This window comes from Bradyrhizobium sp. USDA 3311, from assembly GCF_054062495.1.
On record NZ_JBSSFI010000001.1, the window covers coordinates 3,075,779 to 3,094,496 of the forward strand.

18 protein-coding genes are annotated in these 18,718 nt (G+C 63.8%); 10 read left to right on the forward strand and 8 right to left on the reverse strand.

Annotated elements, in window-relative coordinates; genetic code table 11:
- The gene (gene metF / locus ACVWW6_RS14560) at positions 1 to 912 is read right to left on the reverse strand and encodes a methylenetetrahydrofolate reductase [NAD(P)H] (RefSeq protein WP_161536630.1); all 912 of its coding nucleotides are present in this window, start codon (positions 910 to 912) and stop codon (positions 1 to 3) included.
- 384 nt (positions 913 to 1,296) lie between these two features.
- Between metF and ACVWW6_RS14565 the strand changes: the two genes are divergently transcribed.
- The gene (locus ACVWW6_RS14565) at positions 1,297 to 2,310 is read left to right on the forward strand and encodes an LLM class flavin-dependent oxidoreductase (RefSeq protein ID WP_011084237.1); all 1,014 of its coding nucleotides are present in this window, start codon (positions 1,297 to 1,299) and stop codon (positions 2,308 to 2,310) included.
- 91 nt (positions 2,311 to 2,401) lie between these two features.
- Here ACVWW6_RS14565 and ACVWW6_RS14570 read toward each other — a convergent pair whose 3' ends face one another.
- Positions 2,402 to 3,262: a prephenate dehydratase gene (locus tag ACVWW6_RS14570; protein ID WP_028173517.1), complete on the reverse strand. Its 861-nt coding sequence runs from the start codon at positions 3,260 to 3,262 to the stop codon at positions 2,402 to 2,404.
- 21 nt (positions 3,263 to 3,283) lie between these two features.
- Positions 3,284 to 4,024, reverse strand: a complete 741-nt coding sequence (locus ACVWW6_RS14575) for a 3-deoxy-manno-octulosonate cytidylyltransferase (RefSeq protein WP_011084239.1) — start codon at positions 4,022 to 4,024, stop codon at positions 3,284 to 3,286.
- Positions 4,025 to 4,244: 220 nt separating this feature from the next.
- Between ACVWW6_RS14575 and ACVWW6_RS14580 the strand changes: the two genes are divergently transcribed.
- The 6 genes from ACVWW6_RS14580 to ACVWW6_RS14605 all read left to right on the forward strand — a co-directional run bounded on the left by ACVWW6_RS14580 (position 4,245) and on the right by ACVWW6_RS14605 (position 12,759).
- Complete coding sequence (locus ACVWW6_RS14580; RefSeq protein ID WP_011084240.1) at positions 4,245 to 4,799, forward strand: c-type cytochrome; 555 nt, start codon at positions 4,245 to 4,247, stop codon at positions 4,797 to 4,799.
- Between the two features lie 210 nt (positions 4,800 to 5,009).
- Positions 5,010 to 6,926 (forward strand): extracellular solute-binding protein, encoded by a 1,917-nt coding sequence (locus ACVWW6_RS14585; protein ID WP_456680926.1) that lies wholly within the window; start codon positions 5,010 to 5,012, stop codon positions 6,924 to 6,926.
- A gap of 14 nt (positions 6,927 to 6,940) precedes the next feature.
- Positions 6,941 to 8,827 carry an extracellular solute-binding protein gene (locus ACVWW6_RS14590; RefSeq protein ID WP_456680927.1) on the forward strand — a complete coding sequence of 629 codons (1,887 nt, stop codon included), beginning with the start codon at positions 6,941 to 6,943 and terminating at the stop codon, positions 8,825 to 8,827.
- Positions 8,828 to 8,829: 2 nt separating this feature from the next.
- On the forward strand, positions 8,830 to 9,939 hold the full coding sequence (locus ACVWW6_RS14595) for a microcin C ABC transporter permease YejB (protein ID WP_011084243.1): 1,110 nt from the start codon (positions 8,830 to 8,832) through the stop codon (positions 9,937 to 9,939).
- Positions 9,939 to 11,117, forward strand: coding sequence for an ABC transporter permease (locus tag ACVWW6_RS14600; RefSeq protein WP_028173513.1), 1,179 nt, complete (start codon positions 9,939 to 9,941; stop codon positions 11,115 to 11,117). The genes ACVWW6_RS14595 and ACVWW6_RS14600 overlap by 1 nt, the downstream gene beginning before the upstream one ends.
- A gap of 4 nt (positions 11,118 to 11,121) precedes the next feature.
- Entirely contained in the window at positions 11,122 to 12,759 is a 1,638-nt protein-coding gene (locus ACVWW6_RS14605) for an ABC transporter ATP-binding protein (protein WP_038965361.1), read from the forward strand.
- An 87-nt stretch (positions 12,760 to 12,846) separates the two neighbouring features.
- Here ACVWW6_RS14605 and ACVWW6_RS14610 read toward each other — a convergent pair whose 3' ends face one another.
- On the reverse strand, positions 12,847 to 13,077 hold the full coding sequence (locus tag ACVWW6_RS14610) for a hypothetical protein (RefSeq protein ID WP_028173511.1): 231 nt from the start codon (positions 13,075 to 13,077) through the stop codon (positions 12,847 to 12,849).
- A 37-nt stretch (positions 13,078 to 13,114) separates the two neighbouring features.
- Positions 13,115 to 13,396 carry a hypothetical protein gene (locus ACVWW6_RS14615; RefSeq protein WP_028173510.1) on the reverse strand — a complete coding sequence of 94 codons (282 nt, stop codon included), beginning with the start codon at positions 13,394 to 13,396 and terminating at the stop codon, positions 13,115 to 13,117.
- 268 nt (positions 13,397 to 13,664) lie between these two features.
- Between ACVWW6_RS14615 and ACVWW6_RS14620 the strand changes: the two genes are divergently transcribed.
- The gene (locus tag ACVWW6_RS14620; RefSeq protein ID WP_456680928.1) at positions 13,665 to 13,991 is read left to right on the forward strand and encodes a hypothetical protein; all 327 of its coding nucleotides are present in this window, start codon (positions 13,665 to 13,667) and stop codon (positions 13,989 to 13,991) included.
- Between the two features lie 41 nt (positions 13,992 to 14,032).
- Here ACVWW6_RS14620 and ACVWW6_RS14625 read toward each other — a convergent pair whose 3' ends face one another.
- Positions 14,033 to 14,887: a C40 family peptidase gene (locus tag ACVWW6_RS14625; RefSeq protein ID WP_304550838.1), complete on the reverse strand. Its 855-nt coding sequence runs from the start codon at positions 14,885 to 14,887 to the stop codon at positions 14,033 to 14,035.
- Complete coding sequence (locus ACVWW6_RS14630) at positions 14,880 to 16,253, reverse strand: leucyl aminopeptidase family protein (protein ID WP_404524343.1); 1,374 nt, start codon at positions 16,251 to 16,253, stop codon at positions 14,880 to 14,882. The genes ACVWW6_RS14625 and ACVWW6_RS14630 overlap by 8 nt, the downstream gene beginning before the upstream one ends.
- A gap of 204 nt (positions 16,254 to 16,457) precedes the next feature.
- Here ACVWW6_RS14630 and ACVWW6_RS14635 point away from each other — a divergent pair, with 204 nt between their 5' ends.
- Together ACVWW6_RS14635 and ACVWW6_RS14640 are read left to right on the forward strand one after the other, a co-directional pair.
- Positions 16,458 to 16,661 (forward strand): hypothetical protein, encoded by a 204-nt coding sequence (locus tag ACVWW6_RS14635; protein WP_011084249.1) that lies wholly within the window; start codon positions 16,458 to 16,460, stop codon positions 16,659 to 16,661.
- A gap of 203 nt (positions 16,662 to 16,864) precedes the next feature.
- Complete coding sequence (locus ACVWW6_RS14640; RefSeq protein ID WP_028173507.1) at positions 16,865 to 17,680, forward strand: tetratricopeptide repeat protein; 816 nt, start codon at positions 16,865 to 16,867, stop codon at positions 17,678 to 17,680.
- A gap of 62 nt (positions 17,681 to 17,742) precedes the next feature.
- Here ACVWW6_RS14640 and ACVWW6_RS14645 read toward each other — a convergent pair whose 3' ends face one another.
- Positions 17,743 to 18,717: a type II secretion system F family protein gene (locus ACVWW6_RS14645; RefSeq protein WP_011084251.1), complete on the reverse strand. Its 975-nt coding sequence runs from the start codon at positions 18,715 to 18,717 to the stop codon at positions 17,743 to 17,745.
- Position 18,718: the final 1 nt, after the last annotated feature.

An 18,718-nucleotide genomic window follows, 5' to 3' on the forward strand; every position in this document is an offset into this window, starting at 1 on the left:
TTACGCCGCCTTCTGCGCGCTCTTGGCGCGAATGCCGAGCAAATGGCTGATCGCGAACACGAGATCGGCGCGGTTCATGGTGTAGAAATGGAAGGTGTCGACGCCGTGCTTCGCCAGCTTCTGCACCTGGCCGGCGGCGACGGTGGCCGCCACGAGCTTGCGGGTCTCGGCGTCGTCGTCCAGGCCCTCGAATTTCTCCGCGAGCCAGTCCGGCACGGATGTGCCGGCGCGCGTCACGAAGGCTCTCGCCTGCTTGAAATTGTGCATGGGCATGATGCCCGGCACGATCGGGATGTTGATCCCGCGGGCGCGGACACGGTCGAGATAACGGAAGTAGAGGTCGTTATCGAAGAACACCTGCGTGATCGCGCGGGTCGCGCCGGCATCGACCTTGGCCTTCAGCGTGTCGATGTCGGCGTCGAAATCGCGCGCTTCGGGGTGCTTCTCGGGATAGGCGGACACCGACACTTCGATGTCGGCGTGGCGTTTCTTGATGCCCGCGACGAGATCGGCGGAGCTCTGGTAGCCGTCGGGATGGCTGGAATAGGGCGTGCCGATGCCGCCGGGCGGATCGCCGCGCAAGCCGACGATGTGGCGGACGCCGACCTCGTGGTAGCGGTCGACGATCTCGTCGATCTCGCCGCGCGAGGCGCCGACGCAGGTCAGGTGCGCGGCCGGCAGCAGCGCGGTCTCCTTGAGGATGCGGGCGATGGTCGAATGGGTGCGCTCGCGGGTCGAGCCGCCGGCGCCGTAGGTCACCGAGACGAATTTCGGGTCGAGCGGGGCGAGCCGGTTGATGGTCTCCCAGAGATTGCGCTCCATCTCCTCGGTCTTGGGCGGAAAGAACTCGAAGGAGATCGCAGGCCGCTTCAGGTGCCCGTCGGCTGTCGCAGGCTTCGTCAGATCAGTCATGGCACCACTCACTCCGGGTCTTCGCGGCCTGCGGTCAGGTCTAGATCAGGAGCTGCTAAGATAAGCCAACGCGGCCGCACTCGACAGCCCATCGGGGATGGGAAATGGCCCACTTAGCCCGAGGAGGGTTGAATTTTTGTGCCTTCGGAATGAATTGTGGGAAGTTCGTCAATTCAATAAACTATGTAAAATCAATAATATATCTCGAATTGCGGTAGTCAGATGGTTGATCGTCGCGATGGGCAGGATGGAATTCGCCGTCATGCCAGTGTCGTCTGTCCCAACGCTTCGTTTGGCGGGGCGTATCGGCTCGCGGTCCGCACACGCCAGACCTGCGCTGTCTGCCCATTGCCGCCGCGCAGCCCTCCACTACGTTAGCGCGCCATGATCCCGCTCTCAGTCCTTGACCTCTCCGTCGTCACCACAGGCACAAAACCCGCCGCGGCGCTGCGCAACAGCATCGATCTGGCGAAGCATGTCGATGGGCTCGGCTATGTCCGCTACTGGCTCGCCGAGCATCACAACCTCGCCTCCGTCGCGAGCCCGGCGCCCGACGTGATGATCGGGCAGATCGCGGCGGTGACGAAGCAGATCCGCGTCGGCTCCGGCGGGGTAATGCTGCCCAACCACGCGCCGCTGGTGGTGGCCGAGCGCTTCAAGATGCTGGAGGCGCTGTTTCCCGGCCGCATCGACCTGGGCCTCGGCCGCGCGCCCGGTACCGATGGTGCCACGGCCTACGCGCTGCGCAGCCGGCTCGATCGCCGCGAGGGCGACGATTTTCTGGAGCGGCTGCACGAACTGATCTTGTGGGAGACGAGAGAATTTCCGTCAGGGCACCCCTACAACAACGTCGTCGCGATGCCCGACGACACCAAGCTGCCGCCGATCTGGCTGCTCGGCTCCAGCGATTATTCGTCGGAGCTTGCCGCGCAAGTCGGCATGGGCTTCGCCTTCGCGCATCATTTTGCGTCCCATGATGCGATCGATGCGATGGTGCATTACCGCAACCGCTTCCAGCCCTCGGCCTGGCGCGCCACGCCGCACGCGATCCTTGCCGTCGCCGTCATCGCGGCGGAGACCGACGAGGAAGCTGAAAAGCTCGCGACATCCTTCGACCTCAATCGCCTCCGCCGCGACCGCGGCCAGTATCTGCCGCTGCCGAGCGTCGAGGAGGCGCTGGCCTATCCCTACTCCGACGCCGAGCGCATCTCGATCGCCCGCAACCGCTCGCGCTTATTCGTCGGCAGCCCTGCGACCGTGCAGAAGAAGCTCCAGCCGCTGATCGATTCCAGCAAGCCGGACGAATTGATGGTGATCACGGCGGTGTACGACCACGAGGCGCGAAAGAAGTCGTATTCGCTGCTGGCGGCGGCGTTCGGATTGGCGAAGGCGGCGTAAGCACTCACCGTCATTCCGGGGCGATGCGAAGCATCGAACCCGGAATCTCGAGGTTCCGGGTTCACGCTTTGCGTGCCCCGGAACGACGGCATCAATCCTGCTGCGTCTCGCTGAACGTCGCGCGGAACGGGTGCCCCGGATACACGCCGACGATGCGGAATTCGCGCGAGAAGAATTTCAGCTCCTCGATCGCGAAGGCGAGGCCCTTGTCTTCAGGATGGCCGTCGACGTCGGCATAAAACTGCGTGGCGAAGAAATTGCCGTCGACCATGTAGCTCTCGAGCTTGGTCATGTTGACGCCGTTGGTGGCAAAGCCGCCGAGCGCCTTGTAGAGCGCGGCCGGCAAGTTGCGCACCCGGAAGACAAACGTGGTGACCAGCGGGCCCGACCCTTGCGCGGCCCATTTCGGCTCGCGCGCCAGCACCACGAAGCGCGTGGTGTTGTGGGCCTCGTCCTCGATATCCTCGGCGAGGATGTCGAGGCCGTAGATCTTTGCGGCCAGACGCGAGGCGATCGCGGCGACCGTCTTGTCCTTGCGCTCGGAGATGTCGCGTGCGCTGCCGGCGGTGTCGGCGTGCACGATCGGCTTGATGCCGAGCTTGCGGATGATGCGCCGGCACTGGCCGAGCGCGTGGACATGGCTCTCGACGGACTTGATGTCGGAGATCTTGGTCCCCTTCACCGCCATCAGCTGATGGCGGACCGGCAGAAACCATTCGCCGATGATGAAGAGGCCGGAGGCCGGCAGGAGGTGATGGATGTCGGCGACGCGGCCGGCGACCGAGTTCTCGATCGGGATCATGCCGAGATCGGCCTCGCCCGACGAGATCGCCGACAGGGCGTCCTCAAAGGTGGCGCAGGGCATCGGCTCGGCGTCGGGATAGGCCTCGACGATGGCGATGTGGGAATTGGCTCCGGGTTCGCCCTGGAATGCGATTTTCAGCTTGCTCATGATCGGCCTTGTAGCAGCGGCTCAGGATTTGGAAAGGATGCTGCGGGCGGTTTCGAGATCGGGCGGTGTGTCGACGCCGCGGGGTACGCTGTCGACGATCATGATGTCGATGCGCATGCCGGCTTCCACCGCCCGGAGTTGTTCCAGGCTTTCCTGAAGTTCTAAGGGCGAAGGCGGCAGCGACACGAACCGCTCCAGCGCAGCGCGGCGGTAGGCGTAAAGGCCGATGTGGTGGTAACGCGGTCCGTTGCCGTAAGGGGCCGTCGCGCGGGTGAAATATAGTGCGCGCAGCCGCCGCGGCCCGATCGGCGAGCCGACGGCCTTCACGACGCTCGGCGCGAGGTCCTCCTCCTCGGTGTGGATCTGCGAGGCCAGGGTCACGATGTCGACCGCGGGGTCGGCAAAGGGCGGCAGCACCTCGCGGATGGTCTGCGGCGTGATTGTCGGGAAATCGCCCTGGAGATTGATCACGATCTCGGCCTTGCCCTCGGGGTCGAGCTTCTGCATGGCCTCGTGGATGCGGTCCGAGCCGGAGGGGTGTGTGGTGCGGGTCATCACGGCCTCGCCGCCATGGGCTGCTACGACGGCCGCGATCTCCGGTGTGTCGGTAGCCACAGCGACCCGGCCGATGCCGGCGGCTTCCGCACGGCGCAGCACATGCACGATCATCGGCAGGCCCGCGATATCGGCGAGCGGCTTGCCGGGCAGGCGGGTGGCGGCCATGCGGGCCGGGATCAGCACCAGGATGCGGGGATCGGTCATCGGGTCAAGAGCCTGGAAACGGGGCGTTTTCCGCGCCGAGAAATGGGGTGGGGACGGGTTCAAAGCCGGGTCGCTTATACGGGTTGCCAGACCCCGGGCAAACCGATATCTCAATGGCAAAACTCGGGGGAAAGACAAGGAACGTGTGATTCTCCCGGGGCTCGTCCTGGCGGCCGCCCGGCCGCTCAATCCTTCTCAGCGGTGTGGGGCCTGGCCGGAAATGGACTCTTTCGAACTGAATAAGATTCTCGGTGCCGTGCTCGGCACCTGTCTCATCCTGCTGGTCACGAGCTTCACCGCGAATGCGCTGTTCTCGCCCAAGATGCCGGAAAAGCCGGGCTTCGAGATCGCCGTGAAGGAAGACGCCGGCCACGGCAAGGAAGGCGGCGCCGCCGCTGCGGCTTCCGAACCCATTGAGAAGTTGCTCCAGACCGCCTCGGTCGAGAAGGGCGCTGCCGCCGCCAAGAAGTGCGGCGCCTGCCACACCTTCGAGAAGGGCGGTCCGAATCGCGTCGGTCCGAACCTCTATGGCGTCGTCGGCGAGGCACGGGGCGAGGGCCGCAATGGCTTCAACTTCTCGGCGGCCATGAAGGGCAAGGGCGGCACCTGGACGTTCGACGACCTCAACAAGTTCATCGCCAATCCGAAGGGCTTCATCCCGGGCACCGCGATGGGCTTCGCCGGCATTCCCAAGGATTCCGAGCGCGCCGATGTCATCGCCTATCTGAATTCGCTGTCGGAGCATCCCAAGCCGCTGCCGACGGCGTCGAAGTAAGGCCTTAAAAACCCGTCTTGGAATATGCGGCCAGGCTGAAAAGCCTGGCCGTTTCCTTATGCGGGCCTCGCGAGGTCGTTATCGGGGCGTTTGGCCGCAGCGAATGGCGCGGCGGGCTACCAAGATGAGGAAAAAGCAACATATTCCGTCGAAACCTCGCCTATATTGGGAACTTAAAGGAGTAGCCTCCTTCAAGACAGGAATGTTGATTTGGCCATTACCCGACGCGATCTCCTGCTCACCGGCACTGCGGCTGCAGCGCTCCCCGCCCTCGGTTCCGTCGCGGGCGTTCCCGTCATCGGCACGGCCGCGGCGCAATCTGCCGGAGAAGCGGCTTCAAGCGCGTTCCCTTGGCGCCATGCGTTGTCGCTGTTCGGAAAGGTCAAGTACCCCGCCGACTTCAAGCGCTTCGACTACGTCAATCCGGAAGCGCCCAAGGGCGGGGTCGCGCGCCAGATCGCGGTCGGCACGTTCGACAATTTCAACATCGTCGTCTCCGGTGTGAAGGGCCAGGTTTCCGGAGCCGTCGCATTCATCTACGAATCCCTGCTGACGCCCGCGCTCGACGAAGTCTCGACCGAATACGGCGCGCTGGCCGAAGCCGTCAGCCACCCGGACGATTTCTCCTTCGTCACCTATCGGTTGCGGTCACAAGCCAAATGGCATGACGGCAAGCCGGTGACCGCGGATGACGTGATCTTCTCGCTCGATTCCTTCAAGAAGCACCATCCGATGTACTCGGCGTACTACAGTCATGTGGTGAAGGCCGAAAAGGTCGGCGAGCGCGAGGTCAAATTCGTGTTCGACGCGCCGGGCAATCGCGAGCTGCCGCAGATTGTCGGGCAGCTCACGGTCCTGCCGAAGCACTGGTGGGAGGGAACGGACGCGCAGGGCCGCAAGCGCAATGTTTCCGCCACCACGCTCGAAGTGCCGCTTGGCTCCGGCCCCTACAGGGTCAAGGAATTCGTTGCCGGACGATCGATCGCGCTCGAGCGCGTCAAGGACTATTGGGGCCGCGACCTGCCCGCCAATGTCGGCCGCAACAATTTCGACGAGCTGCGCTACGAGTATTTCCGCGACGCCACCGTCGCGATCGAGGCTTTCAAGGCCGACCAGGTGGATTGGCGCACCGAGAACAGCGCCAAGAACTGGGCGACTGCCTACGACTTCCCGGCCGTCACCGAAAAGCGCGTGATCCTCGAGGAGTTCGCAAATCGCAGCTCGGGCGTGATGCAGGCCTTCGTGCCGAACCTGCGCCGCGCCAAGTTCAGCGATCCCCGCGTGCGCCGTGCGCTCAACTACGCGTTCGATTTCGAGGAGATGAACAAGCAGATCTTCTACGGCCAGTACAAGCGCATCAGCAGCTATTTCGACGGCATCGAAGATCTCATGGCGACCGGCTTGCCGCAGGGCAAGGAGCTCGAGATCCTCGAAACCGTCCGCTCCGAGGTCCCGCCCGAAGTCTTCACGACGGCCTACACCAATCCGGTTGGCGGTAGTCCGGAAGCCGTTCGCGACAATCTGCGCGAGGCGCTGCGCCTGTTCAAGGAGGCCGGCTATGAGGTGCGCGACCGCAAGCTGATCGACGTCAAGACCGGCACACAGTTCTCCGTGGAATTGCTGAATTCCGATCCGAGCTTCGAGCGGATCACGCTGTTCTACAAGCCGTCGCTGGAGCGGCTCGGCATCGCCGTCAGCGTGCGGACGGTCGATCCCACCCAGTACGAGAACAGGACACGCGAGTGGGATTTCGACATCGTCACCAACTCGTGGGGCGAGTCGCAGTCGCCGGGCAACGAGCAGCGCGAATTCTGGTCGTCCAAGACGGCCGACATCGCCGGTTCGCGCAACATTGCCGGCATCAAGAATCCGGCGATCGACAAGCTGATCGAGCGGGTGATCTACGCCAGGGATCGCGACGATCTCGCCGCAGCGACCAAGGCGCTCGATCGCGTGCTGCTGTGGAATCACTATGTCGTGCCGCAGTGGACCTATACGAAGGTGCGCACCGCGCGCTGGGACCGCTTCGGCCGGCCGTCGGAATTGCCCAGATACGGTCAGTCCGGCTTCCCGTTCATCTGGTGGTACGACGCAGACAAGGCGGCGCGGATCGCAAAGAAGTCGTGAAGGACATTTCCCGCATGACGCAGATGTCACGCCGCCATGTGCTTGTTTTGGGTGCCGGCGGCGCCCTCGGTGCATCCCTTGGCGCACCGCTGCTGCGCGGCGCGCGTGCTTCGGAGGCGGGGACCGAGGCGCACGGCATTTCGGCATTCGGCGATCTAAAATATCCCGTCGGCTTCCGTCATTTCGACTACGTCAATCTGGACGCGCCGAAGGGCGGCACGTTCTCGCTCATCCCGTCGGTGAAGGCGTACAACCAGTCCTACCAGACCTTCAACTCGCTCAACGCCTTCATCCTGAAGGGCGACGGCGCGCAAGGCATGGACATGACGTTCGTGCCGCTGATGGTGCGCGCCAACGACGAGCCGGACGCGATGTACGGCCTTGCCGCCAAATCCGTGCGGATATCGCCGGACAGGCTGGTCTATCGCTTCACGATGCGGCCCGAGGCGAAATTCCACGACGGCACCAAGCTCACTGCTCATGATGCGGCGTTTTCGCTGACGGCGCTGAAGACCAGGGGCCATCCGCTGATCATCGTGCAGATGCGTGACATGGTCAGCGCGGAGGCGATCGACGACGCGACGCTGGTCGTCACCTTTGCCAAGGGACGCGCGCGCGACGTGCCGCTCTATGTCGCGAGCCTGCCGATCTTCTCGAAGGCGTACTATGCGTCCCGCCCGTTCGACGAAACGTCGCTGGAGATTCCGCTGGGCTCGGGTCCGTACAAGGTCGGCAGGTTCGAGGTCAATCGTTACATCGAATACGAGCGGGTGAACGACTGGTGGGCCGCCGATCTGCCGGTTTGCCGCGGCAGCTACAATTTCGACGTCGTGCGCTATGAGTTCTATCGCGATCGCGATGTCGCCTTCGAGGGCTTTACCGGCAAGAGTTATCTTTACCGCGAAGAGTTCACCTCCCGCATCTGGGCGACACGCTATGACTTTCCGGCCGTGAAGGATAATCGCGTCAAGCTCGAAACCGTACCCGACGACACGCCGTCCGGCGCGCAAGGCTGGTTCATCAACACGCGGCGCGAGAAGTTCAAGGACCCGCGCGTGCGCGAGGCCCTGATCAATGCCTTCGACTTCGAATGGACCAACAAGACCATCATGTACGGCGCCTATGCCCGTACGGTATCGCCGTTCCAGAACTCCGATCTCATGGCGGGCGACAGCGCGCCTTCGCCGGAAGAGCTGAAGCTGCTGGAGCCGTTTCGCGGTCAGGTTCCCGATGAAGTGTTCGCAGCACCGTTCACGCCGCCGGTCTCGGACGGCTCCGGGCAGGATCGAAGCCTGTTGCGCAAGGCGCAGCAACTGCTGAGCGAGGCCGGCGTGCCGATCAAGGACGGCAAACGGGTGCTGCCGAACGGCGACGTCTTCAGGATCGAGTTCCTGCTGGACGAGCCCTCCTTCCAGCCGCACCATGCGCCCTACATCAAGAACCTGGGCACGCTCGGCATCGAAGCGAGCGTGCGCCTCGTCGATGCCGTGCAACACAAGGCGCGCCAGGAAGATTTCGACTTCGACATGACGATCCAGCGTTTCAGCATGTCGGCGACGCCGGGCGATGCCATGCGCGCGTTCTTCTCATCGCAGGTTGCGAACACCAGGGGCTCGTACAATCTCGCCGGCGTTGCCAGCCCGGCCATCGACGCCATGATCGAGAAGATCATGGCGGCCGACAACCGCGAGGACTTGACGATCGCTTGCCGGGCCTTCGATCGGCTGTTTCGCGCCGGCCGCTATTGGGTGCCGCAGTGGTATAACAAGACGCACCGGCTCGCTTATTGGGATCTATTCGGTCATCCGCAGAAGCTGCCGCGTTACGCAAACGGCGTAGGCGCTCCCGATATCTGGTGGTCCGACCGCGCCAAGGCGGCCAAGCTCGAGCAGGCGAAATAGTCATGAGCGCGTATATCGCCCGCCGCATCCTCCTGATGATCCCGACATTGCTCGGGATCCTCTTCGTCTCCTTCGTCGTCGTGCAGTTCGCGCCTGGCGGTCCTGTCGAGCGCGTGATTGCGCAGCTCTCCGGCGCCGATACCGGCGGCACCTCGCGCATTTCGGGCGGTAGCGACTTTGCGCAGCGTGCGCCGGGGCAAGTCGGCGCGGGCGGCGATTCCATCAACTCGAAATATCGCGGCGCGCAGGGGCTCGACCCTGATTTCATCAAGAAGCTGGAGGCGCAATTCGGCTTCGACAAGCCCGCACCGGAACGCTTCGCGCTGATGGTGTGGAATTTCGCCCGCTTCGATTTCGGCAAGAGCTATTTTCGCGACGTCAGCGTGATTCAGCTGATCAAGGAGAAGCTGCCGGTCTCGATCTCGCTCGGCATCTGGTTGACGCTGATCACCTATCTGATCTCGATCCCGCTCGGCATCCGCAAGGCGGTGAAGGACGGCACGCGGTTCGACACCTGGACGTCGACCATTCTCGTGCTGGGCTATGCCATTCCCGGCTTTCTGTTCGCAATCCTCCTCATCATCCTGTTTGCCGGCGGCTCCTTCTTTAACTGGTTCCCGCTGCGCGGATTGACTTCGGACGGCTGGTCGCAGTTTCCCTGGTACTGGAAGATCCTCGATTATTTCTGGCACCTGACGCTGCCGCTGATCGCCATGGGGCTCGGCGCGTTCACCACCATGACGTTCCTGACCAAGAATTCGTTTTTGGATGAGATTCGCAAGCAATACGTCATGACCGCGCGCGCCAAGGGCTGCAGCGAGGGCCGGGTGCTTTACGGCCACGTCTTCCGCAATGCGATGCTGATCGTGATCGCCGGATTCCCCGGGACCTTCATCCACGCCTTCTTCTCAGGCTCGCTTCTGATCGAGACCATCTTCTCGCTGGACGGGCTCGGGCTGCTGAGCTTCGAGAGCGTGCTCAACCGCGACTATCCCGTGGTGTTCGGCACGCTCTATATCTTTTCGTTGGTCGGCCTCGTGATCAACCTGATCTCCGACCTGACCTATATGTGGATCGACCCCCGGATCGATTTCGAGGCGCGGGAGGTCTGATGACGGTTATCGCGCCGACGCCGATCGAGACCACGACCCAGTCTCCGCTGGGTGAGATCGTTCCGATCACGCGCAAGCCGTTCGCCCCTTCGCCGCTGAACAGGCGGCGATGGCAGAATTTCAAGGCCAACCGCCGCGGCTATTGGTCGTTCTGGATATTCATCGCCCTCTTCGTGATCTCGCTGTTCGCCGAGCTGATCGCCAACGATCGGCCTTTCCTGGTCAAATTCGACGGCCGTCTCTATTGGCCCGCCTTCGTGACCTATTCGGAAACCACCTTCGGCGGCGATTTCGAGACGGCGGCCGACTACCGCGACCCCTACTTGCAGAAGCTCATCAAGGACAAGGGCGGCGCCATCGTCTGGCCCCTGATCCGCTATTCCTACGACACTCACAATCTCGACTTGCCGACGCCGGCGCCGTCGCCGCCGACCTGGATGCTCACCGAAGCGCAATGCAAGCCGGTGGTCGAGAAGAAGGGGCTGAAGAGCTGCCGCGACCTCGAATACAACTGGTTAGGTACGGACGACCAGGGGCGCGACGTGGTGGCGCGGCTGATCTATGGCTTCCGCATCTCGGTGCTGTTCGGCCTTTGCCTCACGATCATCTCATCTGTCATCGGCATCGCGGCGGGAGCGGTGCAGGGCTATTTCGGCGGCCGGGTCGATCTCATCTTCCAGCGCTTCATCGAGATATGGACGGCAATTCCGTCGCTCTATCTTCTCTTGATCCTGTCCTCGGTCCTCGTGCCCGGCTTCTTCGTGCTGCTCGGCATTCTCCTGCTGTTCTCCTGGGTCTCGCTGGTCGGTCTCGTGCGGGCCGAGTTCCTGCGCGGGCGCAACTTCGAATACATCCAGGCCGCCCGCGCGCTCGGCGTCTCCAACCCGGTCATCATGTTCCGTCACCTGCTGCCGAACGCGATGGTCGCGACCATGACGTTCCTGCCGTTCATCGTCTCCTCGTCAGTGATGACGCTGACGGCACTCGACTTCCTTGGCTTCGGCCTGCCGCCGGGCTCACCCTCGCTCGGCGAGCTGCTGTCACAGGCCAAGTCCAACGTGCAGGCGCCGTGGCTCGGTTTCTCCGGCTTCTTCTCGGTCGCGATCATGCTGTCGCTCCTGATCTTCATCGGCGAAGCCGTGCGCGACGCCTTCGATCCGCGCAAGACGTTCAGGTAAGCCAATGGACGCGATCAACCAGCCCCTGCTTGCCGTGCGCGACCTTTCGGTGGCCTTCCACCAGGGGGGTGCCACGACACTCGCGGTCGACAAGGTCTCGTTCCAGATCAAGCGCGGCGAATGCCTGGCGCTGGTCGGCGAATCCGGCTCCGGCAAGTCCGTGAGCGCGCTCTCGATCCTGAAGCTGCTGCCCTATCCGAACGCCTCGCATCCCTCGGGAAGCATCCGCTTCAAGGGACAGGAGCTGATCGACCAGTCCGAGCAGCAGATGCGGGAGGTCCGCGGCAGCGACATCTCCATCATCTTCCAGGAGCCGATGACCTCGCTCAATCCGCTGCACACGATCGAGGCGCAGATCGGCGAGATCATCCAGCTGCACAATCCCACCAGCAACGCGCTGGCGCGCAAGCGGACGCTGGAGCTGCTGACCCAGGTCGGCATCCCCGATCCGGAGACGCGGCTCAACAGCTATCCGCACCAGCTCTCAGGAGGCCAGCGCCAGCGCGTGATGATCGCGATGGCGCTCGCCAACGAGCCCGATCTGCTGATCGCCGACGAGCCGACCACGGCGCTCGACGTCACCGTGCAGGCGCAGATCCTGGCGCTGCTCGCCGAGATCCGCGCGCGGCTCGGCATGAGCCTGCTCTTCATCACCCATGATCTCGGCATCGTGCGCCGCATCGCCGACCACGTTTGCGTCATGAAGAGCGGCGAGATCGTCGAGCAGGGGCCGGTCGAGCAGGTGTTCAAGACGCCGAAGCATCCCTATACGCGCGACCTGCTCGCGGCCGAGCCGAAGCCGGATCCCGCGCCGCCGCAGCCGAATGCGCCGGTGGTGATGTCGGCCGACGATCTGAAAGTGTGGTTTCCGATCAAGCGCGGCTTGATGCGCAAGACGGTCGGCCACATCAAGGCGGTCGACGGCGTCAGCCTCGCCGTGCGCAAGGGCGAGACGCTCGGCGTCGTCGGCGAATCCGGCTCGGGCAAGACCACGCTGGGGCTGGCGCTGCTGCGGCTGATTTCCTCGAACGGGCGCATCGTGTTCCTGGGGAGAGACATCCAGGGCCTGCGCTTCAAGGAGATGCGGCCCTTCCGGCGCGACATGCAGATCGTGTTCCAGGATCCGTTCGGCTCGCTCAGCCCGCGCATGTCGGTCGCCGACATCATCGCCGAAGGCCTCACCGTGCATCAGCCGAAACTGTCGGGCGAGGAGCGTGAGGTGCGCGTCGTCAAGGCGCTCGAGGATGTCGGACTGAAACCAGACACCCGCTACCGCTATCCGCATGAGTTTTCCGGTGGCCAGCGCCAGCGCATCTCGATCGCGCGCGCGGTGGTGCTGGAGCCGGATTTCGTCGTGCTGGACGAGCCGACCAGCGCGCTCGACATGCTGTTCCAGGCGCAGATGGTCGATCTGTTGCGCGAGCTGCAGCGCAAGCGCGATCTCACCTACATGTTCATCTCGCACGATTTGCGCGTCGTCGCCTCGCTCGCCAGCCATCTGATCGTGATGCGCGGCGGCAAGGTGGTCGAGGAGGGGCAGGCGGCCGAGCTGTTCAAGAACCCGAAGAGCGATTACACGCGCGCGCTGTTCGCGGCAGCCTTCCGGCTGGAGACGGCCGGGAATGGATCGGTGGCGACGTAGCCCGGCATTCCGGTCGCGCGACAGCGCGAGCCCCAGGGACGCTTCTGCTGGTGGCCGAAGCGGACCGCACCTACCTGTCGCGTTGATCTACGCGGCGCGTTCCTTGTCTAATTGTTCCTCGACCGTGGTCGCTGTTTCTTCCAACTTCTTTTCGTAATTGCCCGCGAGCTTCTCAATACTATCGGCCCACATCCTCAGCATTGAGACCTGAAAGTGGATCATCGGCATCAAGGCATTCATGCCGATTGCTGTCGCTGCGGCGATGCGCCGTTGTGGGTCGCCCGCGAGATGGTTTGCAGTAACGGTCTTGTCTGCCATGCTGTTCGCTCCTTCGCGCTGGTGTTATGGCCTAAAGTCACCTCTCGGGTTGTGAATTGCGTGCTTCCAAACACTCGGCCAAAACGTGATCTGCCGCGAGTCGCGCACATTGGTCGTCATGCAATTCATCCAATTTTTTCAAGTAGGCGACTGCGGCGACTTGCAGGAGATCGAAATCATCTTCGCCGGTATCGCGAAGACTGGCGATGTAGCGATAGAGGGCGGAACGCCTGTTATCATTCTCGCTGATGCCGCTGTGGAGCAGCAGGTAGTTCCGCCAAGCGAACGCACACGCGCCTTCTCTGGCCTGAGAACTCATGGGGCACCTCCCAAAGGCAGAAAGACTGACGACATGTTTCGTTCCGCAATTCTCCCAATTGTAACGTTGTTCCGTAGTTGCGCCGCGAGATGCCTATCAGCCGGGGCGGGTTGCCTTTCGAGTGACGGTTGCCCGAATGATCGTGCGTGTATTCCCTGGAAAATGAGCCCGGGGAACGTACGAGACTTCCGGTTCTCTCTGCGCTGGAGTGTCGCAGTGTCGATATCCACGGTAATATCTGGCCGTCGAGCTTACCGCGGAGGCGGTGATGGCTTCAAAGCTGTCTTCGGGCACTGTTGTCTTGCTACTGGTTGGAGCAACGGTGCTTTTGATCGCAAGTCGGCCACCTGTGTGGATGCTGCTGCTGCTCGGTTCCTTCGCGCTGGCGGCGCCGTATATCGTCGTGCGAACAAAGTCGCGTTACGATCCGCTCGATCCACGCTTCGGCAGCTGCATCCCTCCGATTTCCAAGCCGAAGGCCAGCGCCGGTAATGTGCCCAAGCAACATAGCGACGTCTGGCATCCATCAGATGCGGATCCGCCTCCAAGACCGACATTCGGCCATACCGGTTTCAACGTCGCCTTCGGAGAGTAAAGCGGACGCGGCAAATTAGCGGTGAATTATGAGCACACGCCCTAGAGCCGCTTGATCGCCACGACCTCGCTGCCGGCCTGCTTGATCCGTGCAATGGCCGGCTCGATCGGCTCGATCACCGTCGCCATATGATGCGCGTTGGCGTGAACCATGGTGCCGGCGTCGCGGACGATGGCGACGTGGCCCTTCCAGAAGATTAGGTCGCCGCGTTGCAGCTTGCTCTGCCCGTGAGGCTCCAGGGCTCGTCCAAGGCCGGCCTGCTGCATGTCGCTGTCGCGCGGGCAGCCGGTGCCGGCCGCCGTCAGCGAGACCTGCACGAGACCCGAGCAATCGATGCCGAGGCTGCTCTTGCCGCCCCAGAGGTAGGGCGTGCCGACGAAGCGTTCGGCCACCGCAACGAAGTCCGGCTCGCGATGATCGAGCGGGCCGAGATGCGCCTTCGGCAGATAAGCTCCGTCGCGCGTCACCGCGAAGCTGCCGTCCTCGCGCGCCACCGCAATCTTCGATCCCATCACGAGCGTGCCGGCTGGCGGCAGCTTGATCGAGGGGCCCGGGAACGCAAACGTCCGCAGCGCGCTGACCTTGTGCGTCGGGGCGGCCGTCGGCTTCGTGAGCGCCGCATCGGGAAGCCAGCCGACATAGCCGTCACTTCCCAGCTGGCCCCAGGCCCAGCCCTCGCCATTGCGATCGTAGACCGTGACGCGCTCGCCGCGCAGCGCCTCCGTCATCAGCATCGCGTCCGAGGACGGCTGTTCGCGCACCGCTGCAATCGCGTCCGTCACCTCGAATTCCTCGCCGGTGACGAAACGCTCCGCCTGCACCTTGCCTTCGAGATATTTGGCGGCGAGGTCGGCCCGCGCCGGTGTCAGCCTTGGATCGTGTCCTGGATCATGCATAGCGCTCGCTCAGCAATGTGTAGATGGCGCGCGCGGCCTGGCACTCGCCGCCTTCGGGGCGCGCCGGCTTCGCCGACGGCGTCCAGCCATAGATGTCGACATGCAGCCAGCTCTTGGCCTGCTCGACGAAGCGTTGCAGGAACAGCGCGCAGGTGATCGACCCGGCAAAGCCGCCGGACGGTGCGTTGGTGATGGTGGCGGTCTTGGAGTCCAGCCACGCATCATAGGCCGGCCACAGCGGCATGCGCCACAACGGATCGTTCTCCTTGACGGCGCAGCGCGCGACGTCGGCGGCAAGCGTCTCATCATTGGTGTAAAAGGGCGGTAAATCCGGCCCCAGCGCGACGCGTGCAGCTCCCGTCAGCGTGCCGAGATCGATCAGCAGGTCGGGCTTCTCCTCGTCGGCGAGCGCCAGGGCATCGGCGAGCACCAGCCGCCCTTCAGCATCCGTGTTGCCGATCTCGACCGTGATCCCCTTGCGCGATGTAAAAATGTCGAGCGGGCGGAAGGCATTGCCGGCGACCGCATTCTCGACCGCCGGAATCAGCACGCGCAGCCGGACCTTCAGCTTCGCGTCCATCACCATGCGCGCGAGCGCCAGAACGTTGGCGGCGCCGCCCATGTCCTTCTTCATGATCAGCATGCCGCTCGACGGCTTCAGGTCGAGCCCGCCGGTGTCGAAGCACACGCCCTTGCCGACCAGCGTCACCTTGGGATGGGCGGGATCGCCCCAGCCGATGTCGATCAGTCGCGGCGCGCGGTCCGAGGCCATACCGACGGCGTGGATCAGTGGAAAATCCGTCCTCAGATCCTCGCCGATGGTGCAGGCAAAGCTCGCGCCGAATTCGCTGGCGAGCTCTTGGGCGGCTGCGGCGAGCTCCTCCGGCCCCATGTCGTTGGACGGCGTGTTGATGAGGTCGCGCGCCAGCATCGCGGCATCGGCCATGCGGCTGATCTCGACGGCGTCGACGCCGTCAGGCGGCACCAGGCGGACATCGGGGCTATCTGCCTTGCGGTAGCGGGCGAAGCGGTAGCAGCCGAGCGCGAAGGCGAGTGCGGCGAGCCGTGCATCGTGCGGTGCATTGGCAAAGCGATAGGTGCCCGGCGGCAACAGGCCGGGCAGGGCGCCCGGCCGGAACAGGTCGCGGGATCTTGCGCCCTCGTCCTCGATGCCGAACAGCACTTGCGCGATCGTACCGTCGGGGGCGGGCAGGGCGAGATAGCCGCCCGGCTTGGCGGCGAAGGCGTTCGCCGTGGCGAACTGGCGTTGCGCCGGCGGCAGCGTCTCGGCGACCTGATCCCAGCTCGACTTGGTGACGAAGGTGATCGGGATGGCGGTCGGCGACGTCTCGAAGACAGAAGGCATTGGCGGGTCCAGGTCGTCAGATCAAGCTGGTTATGCGGATGAGGGAGACTTCGCAGAGTTTTGCGGTGGCCGCAATCGGCTTTGCCGTCACCGTTGAGCGAGCGGCTACTCGCAGCAAGGGGGCCATGCTAGGTTCCGGCAACGGCCGCCAGGTGCAAGGAGATCGCCGGTGGCCGAAAGCGAAGCCTGCCGGGAGGAAATGCAATGGACGTCGTGTGGAGTATGGTCACTTTCATCGGCCAGGTCGTCGAGGCGATTTTCAGCTATGTCGAGCATCATCATTGGATCTTCGCGTTCCTTGCCGGCGGCTACGTCTTCTATCTCCACGACCGCTCCGTCCATGCGCGCTTCGACGCGCTCGACAAGCGCGTCGACGAAATCCGCAAGCGGCTTGCCATCGAATATTGATCGGGTGAAACGAAACCGGCGACGGGCAGATCTCCAGACCTGAACGAGCAGGTGAAGGCGTTCGGCCTCGACCTCGGTCTCGGCGGAGAGGTGCCGCCGCAGACGCCGTCGTGAGGGGCATCCCGGCGTTAACCGGCCATTAGGGTTAACAGTCTATTGCTGGCGCGTTCGGCTCGATCCATCCGCTCGAGAGTCAAAGCGTCATGCGTCAACGGTTCAGTCCTGCCCGGCTTCTCGCATCTGCCTCGCTCGTTGCGGTGGTGGCCATGAGCCTCGGCGGCTGCACGGCAATGTCAAAGCTCTCCGACGTCACCGGATCGATCGGGTCGCGCGCGGAGGCCCCCCCTCCAAGCGATCCCGCAGGCGCCGTCGAAGTCTATGGCGAGCGTTACCGTGCCAATCCCAAGGACGCCGAGGCCGCGCTCGGCTATGGTCAGGCCTTGCGCGCCAACGGCCAGCGCGCCCAGGCCGCCGCCGTTCTCGAGCAGGCGACCATCGCCAATCCCGGCAACAAGGCGCTGCTCGCCCAGTACGGCCGTGCACTCGCCGACAACGGCAATTTCCAGCAGGCCTTCGACGTGCTGTCGAAAGCGCATTCACCCGACAATCCGGACTGGCGTCTGCTCTCGGTGCAGGGCACGGCGCTCGATCAGATGGGCCGTCACGATGAGGCGCGTTCCTATTATGCGAGCGCGCTGAAGATCGCGCCGGGCGATCCCGGCGTGCTGTCCAATCTCGGCCTGTCCTACATGCTGTCGAGAGACCTTCCCAAGGCCGAAGAGGCGTTACGGCAGGCCTACGCCTCGCCGCGCGCGAGCGCGCGGGTGCGGCAGAATCTCGGCCTGGTCGTCGGTCTCCAGGGCCGCTTTGCCGAAGCCGAGACTATCGTGAAGGCGGACCTGCCGCCGGAACAGGCCGCAGCCAACGTCGCCTATCTCAAGGAAATGCTGAGCCGCAGCGACGTCCCACGCGGCGCACCGAAGCGGACGCCCGTCGCCGCGCTCAGCCGACCCGACTGATCCGACCTGATCGTCTCATCCTGAAGCCGCTCGCGCGAACCGCACGCGGCTCAAGTCTTGCGTCACTGCATCTCGGAGATCTTGATGCCGGTCGGCCCGAGAATGACGACGAACAGCACCGGCAGGAAGAACAGGATCATCGGCACCGTCAGCTTTGGCGGCAGCGCAGCGGCCTTCTTCTCGGCCTCGGTCATGCGCATGTCGCGGTTTTCCTGCGCCATGACGCGCAGGGAATGTCCGAGCGGAGTGCCGTAACGTTCCGCCTGCTGGAGCGCCAGACACACCGACTTGACGCCCTCGAGCCCGGTGCGCCGCGCCAGGTTCTCATAGGCGACCTTGCGGTCCTGCAAATAGGACAGCTCGGCGGTGGTCAGCGTGAACTCTTCCGACAACGCGATCGACTGGCCGACGATTTCGGTGGCGACTTTCCGGAATGCCATTTCGACCGACATGCCGGATTCGATGCAGATCAGCAGCAGGTCGAGCGCGTCGGGAAAGGCGCGCTTGATCGAAAGCTGGCGCTTGGAGATCGCGTTCTTGAGGAACAGCATCGGAGCCTGAAGCCCGAGATAGGCGGCGCCGATGCAGATGCCGATCTTGACCGGCACCGGTTTCTCCATATGCGCGATCAGGAACACGTACAGGACCGAGCCCACGAACAGGGTGATCGGAGCGACCATGCGCGCAAACAGGAAGGTGATGTAGGGCGCCTGACCGCGGTAGCCGGCCATGATGAGCTTGTCGCGGGCAGCTTCCTGCGCGAGCCATTTGGTGAGGTTGAAATCCTCGACGACCTTGGAGACGAGCTGCTTCGGGGTCTGGCGCAGCGAGACCTTCTCGCTCTTGTTGAGGCGCTCGCGCTCGCGCTGCCGGATCCGCTCGCGCTCGCTCGCCACCGCCTTCATGCGCTTGGAGAGGCCTTCGCCGGCGAACAGCGGCATCACCAGCGTATAGACGGTAGCGCTGGCGGCGATGGCCGCCAGCAGCATGGTCATGAAACGGACGTCATGCAGTTTCGAAACCAGAAATTCGACCATA